Genomic DNA, 15,373 nt, shown 5'->3' with positions numbered 1-15,373 from the left:
AATACTATTACTGTTCGTGAAAATTGGGAAATTTGCCGGCAACAAAATTCAGGATGAAAATTATTGATGGTATTGTACAAGCGATCATTCACAGGCGAAATTTTAAAGACTATTCCATTCTTCTAGGGTAATTTCACGCTCCAAAATTACCTCGACTTCCCGCAGCATCATTCGTAGTTGCGGTACAGAATACTCATCATTAGAGGGAATTGTGAGGCGATGTTGTGCGTAAGCCATAAACTGATGCTTTGTTCCGGAATAAAGCCCTTCAAAGCCAATACGCCGTAATTTCTGCACAAAATCCCGACGCTTACACGGTGTCCATCGGCTCAAGGGTCGGCTCCTTATTCAAGTCAATATTATCAATCACTGGTAGGGGATGTCCCAACTTCAACCCCAGCAAAATCCAATCTTCCAGTGTTGAGCGTAACTCATTTTCGCACTCGCGCAAAGTCGAGCCAAAGGCTATAACTCCCTGACAAATAGGGATTCTACCCGCAAATGTATGATCTTCGAGCTTGTCATAAACGGCACTAGCGATCGCTTGTTCAAGATAGTCGCTCAAAATGAAGCGTATAGCCATGAAATTACATCCTATTCAGATGATTAAACTATAAGTTATCACTTTAATTTTATTGTCTCATAAAAACATAGCTATTCTCTCTGATTTGTCACTAGCGAGAGGCTCAGATCCCCGACTTCTTGAAGAAGTCGGGGATCTTTTTTTATGGTGGCGATCGCTATCATTATATTTCTGAATCATAGAAAATAATTCTCTTTTTTCAACCTGAATTTTACTCAAATTAAATTTGAGTTTTTTCGCCTTGGGGTATTGACAAAGGTATAAATTTATACTTTAATGAAAATGTACAAAGAAAGGCGATCGCCCTCCGGACAAGAGTCTGCGATCGCCTTTCACTCCACTCCACAATGGGAGATAATTACAATGATGACACAAGTACACAATTTTGTAGAGTCTCAAAATTTACCCACTGAAGATTTAGATCCAGCCAGCGAAAATCCATCCCCTGAAAACGCCTCACCCAGAAGAGAACCCATTAAGCATTTACTGATTGGTTCCCCCAAAACCGTCAGCAGCACAATTCATTATTTGCAGGTAATTGGTTACGCCAGCATCGGCGACTGGAGTCCTTTACTTCCAACCACTAACCCAGGCGAAGTAATGAGTATTTTAATTCGTCAGATTTTAATGCCATAATCACTAAGCGATCGCTCTTATGCAAAGATAAAACAATGAGCGATCGCCCGACTGCATCACAGTTAAATTATATAGGCAATTGCCTTACTCGGAAGATTTCATTACTTACAGAAATAATTGCCCCAATCTCTAAATCTTCTTGACATTCCCGCAGAACTTCTGTCAGGCATTTATTAATTGCATCGTAATTTTCATTTCCCAACCTGAACAAAATAACGCTGGGTAGACTATCCCCACTAATAGCTAACAATTGGGCAAAATCTAAATCTATAGTTAATAAAATTCTCCCTTCTGCACGGGCTTTCATTAAAATCTGATCATCTGGTAGTCTTTGTAAACCTTCATCGCGCAAATGCACCACATCATAACCATCACCACGCAACCAAGATACAGTTCGTAGTGAAATTCCCATATCTGCCAAAAATCTCATTTTACTTATTAAGCAATTTTGAAGGGATAAACCCGTTCTTGTGTCAACCACGCCGCATACAGTAAAGATTGACGAATATCTTCTGCTTCTAAATCAGGATATTCTTCTAAAATTTCCTCTACAATTTTCCCATTAGCTATTAAATTAACCACTAAAGAAACCGGGATTCGCATCCCCCGAATGCAAGCTTGTCCTCCCATGATGCCAGGGTCAAATGTAATATTGTCTAGACCTAACATAAATTGTTTCTCCAAACTTAATATCAACTCGTTTATTGACTAAAGTAAAACCTGACAAATCTCTCAATATCATACTTTTTGATATTTTTAATAATTACGAATTACGAATTACAAATTACTTGCACCTTTTCTGATTGCTGTTTCCATCTCTTCTAAAGATGCGCTTTTCATTCCCGGACGATATAAAATCCCGGATAAGCTTTGGATAGGAACATTGAGAGGAATCAGTTTAACTATGCCATTTTCATCAATCACAAAATCAACCTTACTCCCAGCATCAAGATTAAGATAATCTCTAATTTCTTTAGGGATGGTTACTTGTCCTTTGGTTGTGATGGTCGCGTCAGCCATTACTACGACTCCTTACATATTTCCCTTACTTAAATATAATGTATATTCGCCAATGCACAGAGCGCTATTGCCAATATGTCCAGACTCATAGAGAATCATTAGATACAAAGGATGCTCCCATTGTGCAAACTTGCTCAAGGCAACTGTTACAAATATGTTCAAACTCATAGATGTATTCTGGGCTTATATTCTCATCGCTATCTTAATCCTGGTAGGGCGATTAATTAGACAGCGCCTGGGAATATTGCGATCGCTCTACATACCTAGTTCAATTGTTGCTGGTATTCTGGCCTTACTCCTGGGTAAAGGTGCTTTGGGTGCAATTGTTAAATCAGTAAATCCCGAATCTCCTTTGGTTCAAGGTCTATTTACCGAAAATGTCCAGGCGGTTTGGTCACAGTCTCCGGGTATTTTTATTAACATTGTTTTTGCCACCCTGTTTCTCGGTCAATATGTGCCGACATTGCGCGAATTTTGGCGTAAGGCTGCCCCACAAGTGGCTTTAGGTCAATCCATTGCTTGGGGTCAATACGTAGTAGGAATAATACTAACAATCACCATATTAACACCAGTTTTTGGTTTACCGCCCATAGCGGCTTGTTTAATTGAAGTCGCCTTTGAAGGGGGACACGGGACATCAGCTGGGATGGCTGCAACTTTTACAGAATTGGGTTTTGCCGCCGGGCCTGATTTATCTTTAGCTTTAGCCACAGTGGGGCTAGTTTCTGGCGTAGTTTCCGGGACAATTTTAATCCACTGGGGACGTAGAACTGGAAAAATCCAAGTCAGCCGTGAAGCGTCAGATAATTTAGAAAATGTAGAGAACGAACTACCACAAGAAGAACCAAGTGTCACAATTGCCAGAAAACATTTAGTCCGCAACTTACTAATTGATCCATTATCACTCAACTTTGGTTTTGTCGGACTAGCGATCGCTATTGGCTGGCTAATTTTAGAAGCTTTGCGTTTTATTGAATCAATCACCTGGGGAAGCGCTGGAGTGGAACTGATTACCTATGTGCCGCTATTTCCCATCGCTTTGATCGGGGGAATGATTGTGCAGTATATACTTATGCGTACCAGACGCACCTATTTAATTAGTCGTCCCCTGATGGAAAACATTGGTGGACTGGCGTTAGATATAACAATTGTCACAGCCCTAGCAAGTATTTCTTTGTCTGTATTGGGAGATAATCTTGCTCCTTTCCTAATTTTATCCATTGTTGGTATTACTTGGAATGTTTGCGCCTTTGTATTTTTAGGCCCCCATCTCCTACCTTTTTACTGGTTTGAACGTGGTCTTGGCGACATGGGGCAATCGATGGGTGTGACTTCCACCGGATTATTACTATTGCGAATGGTAGACCCAGATAACCGTTCTGGTGCATTTGAAAGTTTTGCTTATAAACAATTGCTGTTTGAACCTATTGTTGGTGGAGGCTTATTTACTGCTGCTGCACCACTGTTAATTGACAATTTTGGCCCCATACCAATTTTGTTCTTAACCTCATTTATCTTGGCATTTTGGCTAATATTTGGTTTCTATAACTGTAAGCAAATCCGCAAGCAAAGCGCATAATAAAAAGTTTGTAGTGAGGACTTTAGTCCTCTCTATCTCCGGTGGTCGTCGCTACAAACCTTTAATTATTTGTCCTCAACTTCACTGTAAACAGAAAATCCACTTTCTTCAGCAAACTTTTTCGCAGCTTCCAGTAAATACTCATAATAAGTACGCGCGACGATAGATAACTGTTTCCCCGATGGATACACCATATACCAAGTGCGCTTAATCGGAAAGTGTTCTACATCTAAAATGCTGAACTCAGAAGAGTCTGGCATTAAGGTATGACGTGATAAAACTGAAATTCCTAAACCACCAGCGATCGCTTGTTTAATCGCTTCGTTACTCCCCAACTCCAGCTTAACTTTTACCTTTACGCCATGTTCATCAAAGAGTTGCTGCACAGCCCGACGAGTTCCTGAACCCGGTTCCCGCATAATAAAAGGTTCATTTGTCAAGCGTTCTATGGGAATATTTTTCTCTTTTGCTAAAGGATGATTAACGGGTGCAAATACTACTAAGGGGTTATCTAAAAATGGCTCATAGTTGACATCACTTTCTGGGACTTGACTCATAATGTACAAGTCATCCATGTTATTGACCATCCGTTCCAAGATACGTTCGTGATTCGTGACTTGTAACGAAATTTCAATTCCTGGATAAAGTTGACAAAATGGCCCTAATAAACGAGGGATAAAATACTTAGCCGTTGTAATCACAGCCAATCGTAATTGTCCTTGTTTTAGACCGTTTAAATCCGCCACAGTCATCTCAAACTGGGCTATAGTTTCAAAAATTTGCCGACAAGTGGCAAATAATTCTCGTCCGGCTTCAGTCAAAAATAGGCGTTTTCCCACCTGTTCAAATAATGGCAACCCCACCGATTTTGTGAGTTGTTTAATTTGCATAGAGACGGTGGGTTGAGTTAGAAATAATTCCTCCGCCGCACGAGTAAAGCTGCTGTGCCGTGCTGCCGCCTCGAATACTTTCAACTGGTGTAGCGTTGCCTGCTTCAAGAGTGATTCTCCTTTAATAGCGATTTATGTCTATAAATTTAGTATCACTGAACACTTGCCAATGATGCCGAATCACTCATACGAAGTTCTGAATTCTACTATAGATAAAAATCTATCAATGTTATTAAAATAAACTTGTTTTATTTATGGTAATCACAAGTTAATATCAAAACAACAAGCAAAGCGTAAGATGCCTTCCAACAGAAGATGAATGTTGAATACCCAAATTTAAATGAGAATTGCCGACAATAGATCATTTATTTTCAGTATTTCATCATTCATCTTTCCATATTTCTTCGGTCACTTCTTCGGCAACTTTTGCCGGGATTTGAGATAAGTCAGGCAACTGTAGTACTTCTATTTCGGCAACCTGTTCCTCGACATTCACAGGCATATTCAATGGTTCACGGTGTTCAATCCAGCAACTTGCTAAAGGCAAAGTATTCTCCATTTCATCCAATGGACGAGGAATCACCATGACTGCGTTCAATTCCCCAATACGTTCTGCCTCAAACATTCCCGCTTCTACTGCTACGGCAACATTAGCCACAGTTCCACGAATGATGGCTGTACACAAACCCGCACCAATTTTTTCATAAGCTGCTAAATGAACATCAGCCGATTTCAGCATGGCATCACAAGCACCTACCATCGCCGGAAAACCCCGCGTTTCTACTAAACCAATGGCTAAGTTACTTAAACTGCTTTGATTTCCTTCCTCCATCAATTTGCTCAAACGGCTAGTAATGGGCAAGACTATCTCCAGGTTAGGATAAGGCCGTGGAATTACCAAACTAGAAACCAATTGACCAAACTGTTCAGCAGTTTGAACCCCAGCTTCTACCGCCAGACGCACATCAGCAATGCCACCCCTAACAATAGCTGTACACTGCCCACTACCAATTTTTTCATACCCCACTAGGTGAACACCAGCCGACTTCAGCATCATATCTGCTGTCCCCACTATGGCGGGAAAGCTGCTGGTAGAGACTAAACCTAAAGCAGTATTTTTCAGACTATCTCGACGGCGGGACTTCCGAATTGTGCTAAGAGAGTGTTGATTAGATGTTTCCATGTGAATTTTCCACGTTACTCACGAAACCGACAACTTACAATTAACACTTACTCAGACTTATCGTCCGAAATGGGGCCATTTAAGGTTTGCCTATGGGGAAATAATGTAACTAACAATTTACTTATACTGACTTGTCCATAAATTTGGTTCCCGATACTATTAGGCGATGCAGTGGGAGGCTGACTAGAATCTGCTTCCTGGGGAATGGAATTAGTAGCGTTGGTGTTTTCTTCGACCAGTGATGGTTCTTCTGGTGGTGGTTTTGGTGGTGGTTCTGGTGGTGGTTCTACAGGTGCAGGCTGGCTTGACGATATAGGCGAAGATTCAGAAGAGGAATTAGACTGGTGTTTGAATTTCCAGTAAGCTTTTGCTGAAATGGTAGTTGAGGATATGACAGTTTCCTCAGTCACCTCTAAATTATTTTCTGCTTCTGGCTGTTCTTCAGGAATGGGATTAGATCCATGATTAATGGATGAATCCAGTTGTTTTGTGTCTTCAAGTTGCCGACTCGTGTCGCCCAAAATTGAGCCTGGGGGAATGACTGTTCCCGGCGCAATTGAACAGTTAAAAACTGTGGTTGCTGAACCCACACAAGCATTTGCGCCAATTTTTCCCTGACCAACCATCAAAAAACCGGCTCCCAAGTTTGCTCCTGCTTCTACCTCTAAGGTTCCTTCGCTAACTTGGAGAATTGACCCCATCCCAATACAAACCCCTGGGCCAATGATCATCTTACTGTTGACAGCCGCTTGAAGTATCACTCCAGGTGCAAGTGCTGCACTGGGATGAATAATCACCTCGCCACTCGTGTAAGAGTCGAAGTTGTTGCTAAGGTGCAGTGGCGGCACAGACATGGAAATTTTAACCTCGGAAGCCGGGAATAGATGAGTGCTGAGTGCTGAGTAAATTTTATTTATTGTAAGTTTTGCAATGGCTGTAATGCTAGGCTTTTGACTCAAAAATCAACTCAGCATGGGTTAAGCTCCGCTAAATTTTCAGCGTAGTTACTGCCCGTAGGACTTTACAGCACTTTTAACTCAACACTTCTACGGACGTTGGATAATCGTCTCTAAGATGCGGCGCTTGGCTTTGGTGTCGATACCAATCAAGCGCACATATTCTTCGGGATATTCAGCCAGGTATCCTTCTAAGACGGCGATCGCTTCTCTGTCGGATTTGGTTTCAATTTGGCCGCAGCTTGCCCAAGAACCTGTACGGAACCGTCTTTTATCTACGTGTTCAGCACTAACTTTATATCCACCAGCCAAAATTTGTCTGATTTGGTCTACGGCTTCAGAACTCAATTTAGTACTGGTAGCGGTAGCTGTGGCTGTACCACCACCATAACTCGCTGTGCTAAAGGATTTTTTAGTGTCAGATGGGGCAACAGCACCGTTTGGTCTTTGAATAATACTTTCTAAAACCCGCCGTTTGGCTTTGGCATCAATGCCAATTAAGCGCACATATTCGCCTTGATGCAATTCTATACATTCTTCTAAAGCGGCAATCACTTCATTTGTCGAAGTGGATTCAATAGGCTTGCAGCTCGTCCAGGAACCAGTCCGGAAACGGCGTTCATCTACGTGTTCTGTACCAATTTTGTAACCACTGGACAGCAAACTACGAATTTGATCTATGGTTTCGCTACTGAGTGCGCCACTACTGGCAACGTGGCCATTGCCATTACTACTGTAACGACCATTACCATTACCATTACCATTACCATTACTAACAGGTGTTTTAAATCCGCTAGATTTAATCGCACTGACTATACCATCGGGGCGTTGAATAATGGTTTCCAACACACGCCGTCTACCATTGTCAATACCAAACAGCCGCACATATTCGCCGCTATGATCTCTCAAACAACTTTCTAAAGCTGCGATCGCTTCACCCATTGATCCTGGTTGAATGGGCTGGCAACTTTGCCAACAACCAGTACGGAACCTTCTTTCATCTACGTGTTCAGTACCGATTTTAAACCCTTGGTTTAAAAGATAACGTACTTGTTCTATGATTTCTGCACCCAAGCTATTGCTCGACACTTCACTACTCCTTTCTAGCTCTAAAACAGTAATACCAGTATTTGTATAAGATTTAGCAATCTCATCCCGAATGGGTGCAATACATTTGCTATCCGCAGCACACCGATAACCAGTTCTTAATGACTGATTTATCCCAACCACATGATGAGCGAACTGCTGATCCGCGACTTCAGCATCCGGCAAACGGTCAGCTTGCTGCTGACTAGTAATGATCGCTCCCGAAGGTACATACTTACCTGGAGGAATTTCTACATCTTGAATTAAAGCGTGCATCATGACGACACAGCCTGCACCGACTCTGGCGTTAAATACAGTGGAACGAAAACCAATGAAGGCATCATCTCCTATATAGGCCGGCCCATGAATCAGTGCCATGTGGGTAATAGAAACATTTTTCCCCACCCATACCGAGTATTTATTTTGGTCATCGCCAATTACTCGGCCTTGCTCCAATCCATGAATTACTACACCATCTTGAATATTAGTATTTTCACCAATAGAAAAAGGTGTACCTTCATCCGCTCTAATCGAGGTCCCCGGAGCAACGATTACATTTGCGCCTATCCGCACATCTCCAATAATGTTGGCAACCGGATGTACAAATGTGCTGTCATGGATTTTTGGCTCGGCTAAATTCCTCGACCACGGGGTTGGGGGTGCCGCCGTGCTGCGGACTACCATTGCGAGATTCCTCCTGAGTTAAGCTTTGTGCCAGTTGTCTTTCATCACTGGCCTCAAACTGATGACTAATGACCAATGACTATCGATACTGCTCTTTTTTGCTGTACATAAGGCGATTTTCCAAGTGAATGGTATCAATAATCGCCACTACTGCTGCATCCAACGGACGCTGTTCGTTACCGAGAATTTGACGAGCAGCACTACCACGAGTGACTAGCACCCACTCATCTGCTCCTGCACCTACGGTATCTGCTGCTACCTCGTAGCTCGGCAGGAGATTTCCTTCTTCATCTACTAATTGCAACAACAGTAGTTTGACACCTCGAAGACTTGGATCTTTTTGTGTGCCGACTACTGTGCCACGAACTTTGGCAATTTGCATTACAGATTACGGTCTTCTACCAAAAGGGCGAATCGCGTTTACATTTTCCCGGAATTGTTCTACATCTTCGGTATAACGAATTGGTAGGACGTATTCTAAGTTTTCATGGGGACGAGCAATGATGTGGGTAGACAATACTTCTCCACCGTGAACTCGTTTAACTGATTCTACTCCAGCACCAACGGAAGCTTGAACTTCGGAAACGTCACCGCGAACGATAACTGTAACTCGACCGCTACCGATTTTTTCATAACCCACTAAAGTAACACGTGCGGCTTTTACCATTGCATCAGCAGCTTCCACTACTGCCGGAAAGCCCAGCGTTTCTACCATTCCTACGGCGATTGACATTAGTTGTAATCCTGAATTAAAGTTCTTAGTTCTTGAAAAAAGTGGCGCTCCAGAAAGCAAAGCGCGTCAATTACTTTGTTTGTTTAATCAGCTTTTAAGTTCGGAACTGTTCTACAGCTTCCGTATACCGGATCGGCAAGACGTATTCTAGGTTTTCGTGGGGACGGGCAATAATGTGAGTTGATAAAACTTCACCACCATTAACTCTTCTAGCGGCTTCAACGCCGGCAGACACTGAAGCTTGCACTTCAGATACATCTCCCCGTACAATCACCGTTACTCTAGCGCTACCAATTTTTTCATATCCTACTAACGTAACACGTGCGGCTTTTACCATCGCATCAGCAGCTTCCACTACTGCTGGAAAGCCTTTAGTCTCAATCATTCCAACTGCAATTGGCATCGCAGAACTCCTAAAATTGTAATCCGATCAGTACTATGTTGTGAAATGTTTAACGGGAATGGCCCATCTTGAGCCATAAAAACACTTCTAATATTAAGCATAGGAAAGCTTGGTCTTCCTGGCAATATAAATTAGTATAATAGTTTATGATAAAATAGTTTTAAAAAACTTAACAAAAATTTATACCTCGTTCTGCTCCATCTAATTTGGTCAATTACTAAAGCCGCCGCTTATGCTTTATAGTTTTTTTATTACATTGACAAAAGGACATTCATAGCTAGAGCAATAGATTCCAGCCAGGAGTCATTAATGGCTGTATATTATGCTAACTCTAAGTTTGCCCGATTTGAGAGCAGAACCTAATGACTAGGTAAAAAAATATATAATTTTTTTTAATATATCGTATAAATTTATTTGCTAAAAGTAGAAAGAGAAATTTATAATCACAAATGATGTAATAGGAGTAAATGCTTTTAACTATGTAAAGTTATATTTAATTATACATAAATAAGGTAAGCTAAATAAAAAATACTTATTCAAGTTTTAGGTAAGAAATAGTTTAAAAAAACCAAAAATTTAAGTTGAGGTAACTATTTTTTGAATAAATAATTGTTTTAAGGATATTAAAAAAATCAAGGCTGAGTCGTCAAGGAAAATCTCAATGAATCAGTTTCTATTTTCAACAAGTTGGTGGGTGCCATTTTATAGCTTAATTGGCGCACTTGTAACTTTGCCGTGGGGAATGGGAATCATTAAGCGCACGGGGCCTAGGCCGGCGGCATATTTCAACTTGTTAACGACTCTTGCGGGTTTTGCTCATAGCCTGTTGGTATTTAAGCACATTTGGGATAGAGAACCAGAAATTTTGGTAATTAATTGGTTCCAAGCTGCGGATTTTAACATATCATTCGCTTTGGAACTTTCTCCAGTCAGTATTGGGGCAACAGTTTTAATTACAGGATTAAGTCTGTTAGCACAAGTCTATGCCCTGGGTTACATGGAAAAAGACTGGTCGCTGGCACGTTTCTTTGCCCTAGTTGGCTTTTTTGAAATGGCGCTGTCTGGTTTAGCCATCAGTGATTCTTTGTTTTTGAGCTATGCCCTTTTGGAAGTCCTCACCCTTTCTACTTACTTATTAGTGGGATTTTGGTATGCTCAACCGCTAGTGGTGACGGCGGCGCGAGATGCGTTTTTAACTAAGCGGGTGGGAGATTTGCTGCTATTAATGGGTGTCGTGACGCTTTCGACTATAGCAGGTAGCTTGAACTTTTCTGATTTATATGAATGGGCGCAAACGGCTGATTTAAGTCCCCTGGCATCGAGTTTGCTGGGTTTGGCATTGATTGCCGGACCTGCGGGTAAATGCGCTCAATTTCCGTTACACCTGTGGTTAGATGAAGCGATGGAAGGGCCTAACCCGGCTTCAGTGATGCGGAATTCTCTGGTGGTCGGTGGTGGTGCTTATATTTTGTATAAACTTCAGCCAATATTAGCTTTATCCCCAGTTGCGTTAGATACCTTAGTTGTGCTAGGCACTTTAACGGCAATTGGTGCAACATTGGTCGCATTGGCGCAGACTGATATTAAGCGCGCCCTCTCTCATTCCACGAGTGCATATATGGGCTTGGTATTTTTAGCCGTGGGTTTAGAACAAGGTGGTGTGGCCTTAATGTTGCTGCTCACTCATGCGATCGCTAAAGCATTATTATTCATGAGTTCCGGTTCAGTAATTTACACCACTAGCACCCAAGATTTAACAGAAATGGGTGGATTGTGGTCACGGATGCCAGCCACCACCACAGCCTTTATTGTCGGTTCTGCGGGCATGGTAACACTGCTACCACTAGGAAGCTTCTGGTCTATGCTGGCATGGGCTGACGGCTTAGTTCATGCCAGCCCTTGGGTAATTGCCATCTTGGTATTAGTCAACGGCTTGACAGCTTTGAACTTAACACGAGTATTTAGATTAATATTTTGGGGTGAACCACAACAAAAAACCCGCCGCGCCCCGGAAGTTGGCTGGCAGATGGCATTGCCAATGGTGTCACTAACTGTCGTGACTTTACTCTTACCCCTGATGCTACAGCAATGGTATCTCCTGCCTAATTGGGAAAGTCTTGATTGGTACATCTTGTTAATACTGCTGTCTTCTACTGTGATTGGGGTAGGTATAGGGTCTACAATGTATCTGCATAAAGCATGGTCACGCTCTAGAGTCCTGGTCTGGAGATTTATGCAGGACTTATTGGGTTATGATTTTTACATTGATAGAATTTATAAACTCACGATAGTCAATGCAGTTGCCCTGCTATCGAAATTTTCTGCTTGGAGCGATCGCTATCTGGTTGACGGTTTTGTAAACTTGGTAGGATTTGCCACAATTCTCGGCGGACAAGGTTTAAAGTACAGTATTTCTGGTCAATCTCAAGGGTATATGTTGACCATCCTCGTAGTGATTAGCGTCCTGGGCTTTTTTATTAGCTGGTCATTAGGTTTACTAGATAAATTGCCCTTTTAAGAGTGCTGAGTGCTGAGTGCTGAGTGCTGAGTTATTTTCTCCTTTCTCTTTCCGTCTCCTCTTACATAGTTCTTGTATATGCTGAGTGCATTAATTTTACTGCCCTTATTTGGTGCAGCTTTAATCGGTTTTTGGCCTGCACCAATGAGTGGAAAACTTTCTCGGAGAGTGGCTTTACTCTTCGCCATGATCATTTTCTTGTGGACAGGTTTACTAGCAATAAAATTTAATCCGGCAGAAGTCAATCAGCAGTTTGCCGAGTTTATCCCCTGGATAGATTCTTTGGGCTTGAATTATAATCTAGGCATAGATGGTTTATCTTTGCCGTTGCTGGTTTTAAATGGACTGTTAACTTGTATTGCCATTTACAGCAGCGATGAATCCCTTCAACGTCCAAGATTTTATTACTCCTTAATCCTCCTGCTATGTGCTGGGGTTACAGGAGCATTTTTGGCACAAGATTTATTATTATTTTTCCTGTTTTATGAACTGGAATTAATACCTTTATACCTATTAATTGCCATTTGGGGTGGTGAGAGACGCAGCTACGCAGCCACAAAATTTTTGATTTATACGGCTGTTTCCGGCATCTTAATTTTGGCCAGTTTCCTGGGTATGGTGTGGCTAAGTGGTTCTTCTAGCTTTGCACTAGAAAGTTTAGATACCTCAACTTTGTCCTTGACAACTCAGCTGTTACTGCTAGGAGGAATTTTAGTTGGTTTTGGCATTAAAATTCCTCTGGTTCCCTTTCACACATGGCTACCAGATGCCCACGTTGAAGCTTCTACACCCATTTCTGTGCTGTTGGCGGGAGTGTTATTGAAGTTAGGAACCTATGGTTTACTGCGCTTTGGGATGAACTTGTTACCAGAAGCTTGGACTTATTTAGCTCCTTGGTTAGCAACTTGGGCTGTCATCAGTGTACTATTTGGCTCATCCTGTGCGATCGCGCAAACAGATATGAAAAAAATGGTAGCCTACAGTTCCATTGGACACATGGGATATGTACTGTTAGCGGCGGCGGCGGCTACACCTTTAAGCACCTTGGGCGCTGTCATGCAAATGGTTAGCCACGGCTTGATTTCCGCACTGCTGTTTTTGCTGGTAGGGGTTGTTTACAAAAAAGCTGGTAGCCGTGACCTAGATGTAATTAAAGGATTGCTGAACCCTGAACGGGGTTTACCCGTAATTGGTAGTTTAATGGTTTTAGGAGTCATGGCCAGCGCTGGTGTACCAGGAATGGTCGGCTTTATTTCCGAATTTATCGTTTTTCGGGGTAGTTATCCAGTTTTTCCGGTGCAGACCCTCATATCTATGATTGGTACAGGCTTAACGGCGGTTTATTTCTTAATTCTCATGGATCGTGCCTTTTTTGGGCGATTGTCTGCACAAGTTACCAACTTACCGCGTGTATTTTGGAGCGATCGCATACCTGCTGTCATTTTAGCAGTGTTAATTGTCATCTTCGGCATCCAACCCGCTTGGTTAGCGCGATGGACTGAACCTACCATCACAGCAATGCTTAATCCCCAAAATGTAGTAACTGCGGTGTCTTTAGATCATAGAACTAGAGACTAGGAACTGGGGACTGGGGACTAGGAAAAAATATTTGTATACCTGAGTACCAATATCTAATCCCCAGTGCTGAAAAGTTACTTTGTTGAAGTGAGTTCGTAAAAATAATATTTATATCAATAACTAGCTTTTATTGATATGATCAATATAATCTATATAATCTTTTTGAAGAAATAGAGTTAAATCACATTGCTACATTACGCAACGCAATACTGTTAGATAAAACTAGAGGTTAGTATATGAAATTAGATAGCATAGAGATTTATGCTGATGGAGCAGAAATTATGTTGAGCCATAACCTAACTAAACTAAAATTCTATTCTGTCGTTGATGTTTCAGAAAATAATGGAGAAATACAAACAGAAGAAGAACTAAAAGTACAGATAGCTATTCCAACACTTTCTTTATTGAGATTATGTGCCGGATTTTTAAATCAAATCAAAACAGATGAAAAAGAAGTCATTGCTATGATTGATAGTAATAAGGAGGAAATTATTAAAACGTTGGAAAAGTTCACTCTAAAAAATAGTGATGAATAAAATGTTATCTAAAGAATATATTTCAAAAAAAATCAGCCACCCAGATAATTTTTTGATTTACTACAAACCCTACAAAATAGACAGAAATCAATCCTATCATATAAGTACCATTCATATAACTCCTATACGGTTTGATAAATTAAGGAACAATAAACACACTGATAAAGTTTCATATTTTGAGAAGCATAAAAATCTAATTAAGGAAAGTAAAGTACAAAATCTAGTTACCGCATTACGTAATTATCTAGATTTATACTATGATTGGGATGGCTATCAAGGAATTGCGCCTCAAGTAAAAACAGTTGAAGAAAGTATTCGCCTAGTTCAAAAGTTACCTGATTCTATACCACTGCCAAAACCTATGGTAAGTGGTACAGGAATAGTTGGTTTATTTTGGGGAAAAAATAATATTTATGCTGAAATATGTTTTGAGGGTGATGGAACATTTTGGTATTACGGAAATGATGGTAATTTTGAAATAGGAGAAGAGTCTGTATCTCTTAAAGAAGAGATTATTTTACCAGCAGATTTAATTAATTTAATTAATAAAATTTAATGTTCTATGAATTGCTCAGATATTTATAGTATAAAATCTAATAGATGTAAATTTATACAAGAAAATGATGCTGAATGTACTTGTGAAAATGTTTCAGTCAGTAGTTATTCTCCAGGTGTTGTAGAAGGCAATGAGATATTAATAAGGCAAATTTACTCACCGATTCATATAGACGAAGAAACTGGAAAAATAAAACCACTTGCTTTTGATGATGCTAAAGATAAAGGTATGTCTGTAAATCGTAAAAAATATTCCTCTAAGGAGCAATTACTTCAAAAAGTTGAAAATAAACTAAAATTAGATCAACAAAGAGGTAAAAATAGGGATTTTCCTGGTGTTATTTATGCAAATTGTTATAAGGTTAGAGGCATAAGCAGTAATAATGGTATCAAAGCTTTTTGTGTATATGATACAGGGAGCAAAAATGATTAC

The 15,373-nt window shown here is 40.8% G+C and carries 19 protein-coding genes; 7 read left to right on the top strand and 12 right to left on the bottom strand.

What is annotated here, in order from left to right; translation table 11 throughout:
- Positions 1 to 102: 102 nt before the first annotated feature.
- Both VB654_RS02920 and VB654_RS02915 read right to left on the bottom strand, forming a co-directional pair.
- Complete coding sequence (locus VB654_RS02920) at positions 103 to 237, bottom strand: hypothetical protein (RefSeq protein WP_323211909.1); 135 nt, start codon at positions 235 to 237, stop codon at positions 103 to 105.
- A gap of 73 nt (positions 238 to 310) precedes the next feature.
- Positions 311 to 583, bottom strand: a complete 273-nt coding sequence (locus VB654_RS02915; protein WP_323211908.1) for a type II toxin-antitoxin system HicB family antitoxin — start codon at positions 581 to 583, stop codon at positions 311 to 313.
- Between the two features lie 366 nt (positions 584 to 949).
- On the opposite strand from VB654_RS02915, the gene VB654_RS02910 reads away from it, so the two are divergent.
- A complete protein-coding gene (locus VB654_RS02910) occupies positions 950 to 1,219 on the top strand; it encodes a hypothetical protein (RefSeq protein WP_416235652.1) in 270 nt (89 codons plus the stop codon).
- Between the two features lie 67 nt (positions 1,220 to 1,286).
- Here VB654_RS02910 and VB654_RS02905 read toward each other — a convergent pair whose 3' ends face one another.
- The 3 genes from VB654_RS02905 to VB654_RS02895 all read right to left on the bottom strand — a co-directional run bounded on the left by VB654_RS02905 (position 1,287) and on the right by VB654_RS02895 (position 2,239).
- Positions 1,287 to 1,649: a DUF5615 family PIN-like protein gene (locus tag VB654_RS02905; protein WP_323211907.1), complete on the bottom strand. Its 363-nt coding sequence runs from the start codon at positions 1,647 to 1,649 to the stop codon at positions 1,287 to 1,289.
- Between the two features lie 8 nt (positions 1,650 to 1,657).
- Positions 1,658 to 1,888, bottom strand: a complete 231-nt coding sequence (locus VB654_RS02900; RefSeq protein WP_323211906.1) for a DUF433 domain-containing protein — start codon at positions 1,886 to 1,888, stop codon at positions 1,658 to 1,660.
- A 108-nt stretch (positions 1,889 to 1,996) separates the two neighbouring features.
- Complete coding sequence (locus VB654_RS02895; protein ID WP_323211904.1) at positions 1,997 to 2,239, bottom strand: AbrB/MazE/SpoVT family DNA-binding domain-containing protein; 243 nt, start codon at positions 2,237 to 2,239, stop codon at positions 1,997 to 1,999.
- Positions 2,240 to 2,393: 154 nt separating this feature from the next.
- On the opposite strand from VB654_RS02895, the gene VB654_RS02890 reads away from it, so the two are divergent.
- Complete coding sequence (locus VB654_RS02890; protein ID WP_323211903.1) at positions 2,394 to 3,818, top strand: sodium/glutamate symporter; 1,425 nt, start codon at positions 2,394 to 2,396, stop codon at positions 3,816 to 3,818.
- A 65-nt stretch (positions 3,819 to 3,883) separates the two neighbouring features.
- On the opposite strand, the gene VB654_RS02885 is transcribed toward VB654_RS02890, so the two are convergent.
- From VB654_RS02885 to VB654_RS02855, 7 genes are all read right to left on the bottom strand, one after another.
- On the bottom strand, positions 3,884 to 4,816 hold the full coding sequence (locus tag VB654_RS02885; protein WP_323211901.1) for a LysR family transcriptional regulator: 933 nt from the start codon (positions 4,814 to 4,816) through the stop codon (positions 3,884 to 3,886).
- 274 nt (positions 4,817 to 5,090) lie between these two features.
- Positions 5,091 to 5,891 carry a BMC domain-containing protein gene (locus tag VB654_RS02880; protein WP_323211900.1) on the bottom strand — a complete coding sequence of 267 codons (801 nt, stop codon included), beginning with the start codon at positions 5,889 to 5,891 and terminating at the stop codon, positions 5,091 to 5,093.
- A gap of 47 nt (positions 5,892 to 5,938) precedes the next feature.
- Positions 5,939 to 6,745 (bottom strand): transferase, encoded by an 807-nt coding sequence (locus VB654_RS02875; protein ID WP_323211899.1) that lies wholly within the window; start codon positions 6,743 to 6,745, stop codon positions 5,939 to 5,941.
- A gap of 192 nt (positions 6,746 to 6,937) precedes the next feature.
- A complete protein-coding gene (locus tag VB654_RS02870) occupies positions 6,938 to 8,617 on the bottom strand; it encodes a ribulose bisphosphate carboxylase small subunit (protein ID WP_323211898.1) in 1,680 nt (559 codons plus the stop codon).
- A gap of 79 nt (positions 8,618 to 8,696) precedes the next feature.
- On the bottom strand, positions 8,697 to 8,999 hold the full coding sequence (locus VB654_RS02865; protein WP_089092369.1) for a EutN/CcmL family microcompartment protein: 303 nt from the start codon (positions 8,997 to 8,999) through the stop codon (positions 8,697 to 8,699).
- Positions 9,000 to 9,005: 6 nt separating this feature from the next.
- A complete protein-coding gene (locus VB654_RS02860) occupies positions 9,006 to 9,350 on the bottom strand; it encodes a carbon dioxide-concentrating mechanism protein CcmK (RefSeq protein WP_006194886.1) in 345 nt (114 codons plus the stop codon).
- Positions 9,351 to 9,444: 94 nt separating this feature from the next.
- The gene (locus tag VB654_RS02855; RefSeq protein ID WP_006194885.1) at positions 9,445 to 9,753 is read right to left on the bottom strand and encodes a carbon dioxide-concentrating mechanism protein CcmK; all 309 of its coding nucleotides are present in this window, start codon (positions 9,751 to 9,753) and stop codon (positions 9,445 to 9,447) included.
- Between the two features lie 661 nt (positions 9,754 to 10,414).
- Here VB654_RS02855 and VB654_RS02850 point away from each other — a divergent pair.
- The 5 genes from VB654_RS02850 to VB654_RS02830 all read left to right on the top strand — a co-directional run.
- Entirely contained in the window at positions 10,415 to 12,271 is a 1,857-nt protein-coding gene (locus tag VB654_RS02850) for an NAD(P)H-quinone oxidoreductase subunit F (protein WP_323211897.1), read from the top strand.
- Between the two features lie 78 nt (positions 12,272 to 12,349).
- Positions 12,350 to 13,849: an NADH-quinone oxidoreductase subunit M gene (locus VB654_RS02845; protein ID WP_323211896.1), complete on the top strand. Its 1,500-nt coding sequence runs from the start codon at positions 12,350 to 12,352 to the stop codon at positions 13,847 to 13,849.
- Positions 13,850 to 14,085: 236 nt separating this feature from the next.
- The gene (locus tag VB654_RS02840) at positions 14,086 to 14,385 is read left to right on the top strand and encodes a hypothetical protein (protein WP_323211895.1); all 300 of its coding nucleotides are present in this window, start codon (positions 14,086 to 14,088) and stop codon (positions 14,383 to 14,385) included.
- Positions 14,375 to 14,941 carry a hypothetical protein gene (locus tag VB654_RS02835; RefSeq protein ID WP_323211893.1) on the top strand — a complete coding sequence of 189 codons (567 nt, stop codon included), beginning with the start codon at positions 14,375 to 14,377 and terminating at the stop codon, positions 14,939 to 14,941. Before VB654_RS02840 ends, VB654_RS02835 begins: the two co-directional genes overlap by 11 nt.
- 6 nt (positions 14,942 to 14,947) lie before the next feature.
- Positions 14,948 to 15,373: hypothetical protein (locus VB654_RS02830; RefSeq protein WP_323211892.1), on the top strand; the 426-nt coding region annotated here is incomplete at its 3' end.

The organism is Nodularia sp. UHCC 0506 (genome assembly GCF_034931045.1).
Lineage (GTDB): Bacteria > Cyanobacteriota > Cyanobacteriia > Cyanobacteriales > Nostocaceae > Nodularia.
The sequence above is the reverse complement of the archived record's forward strand: the minus strand, read 5'-3'. Positions and strand labels throughout refer to the sequence as shown.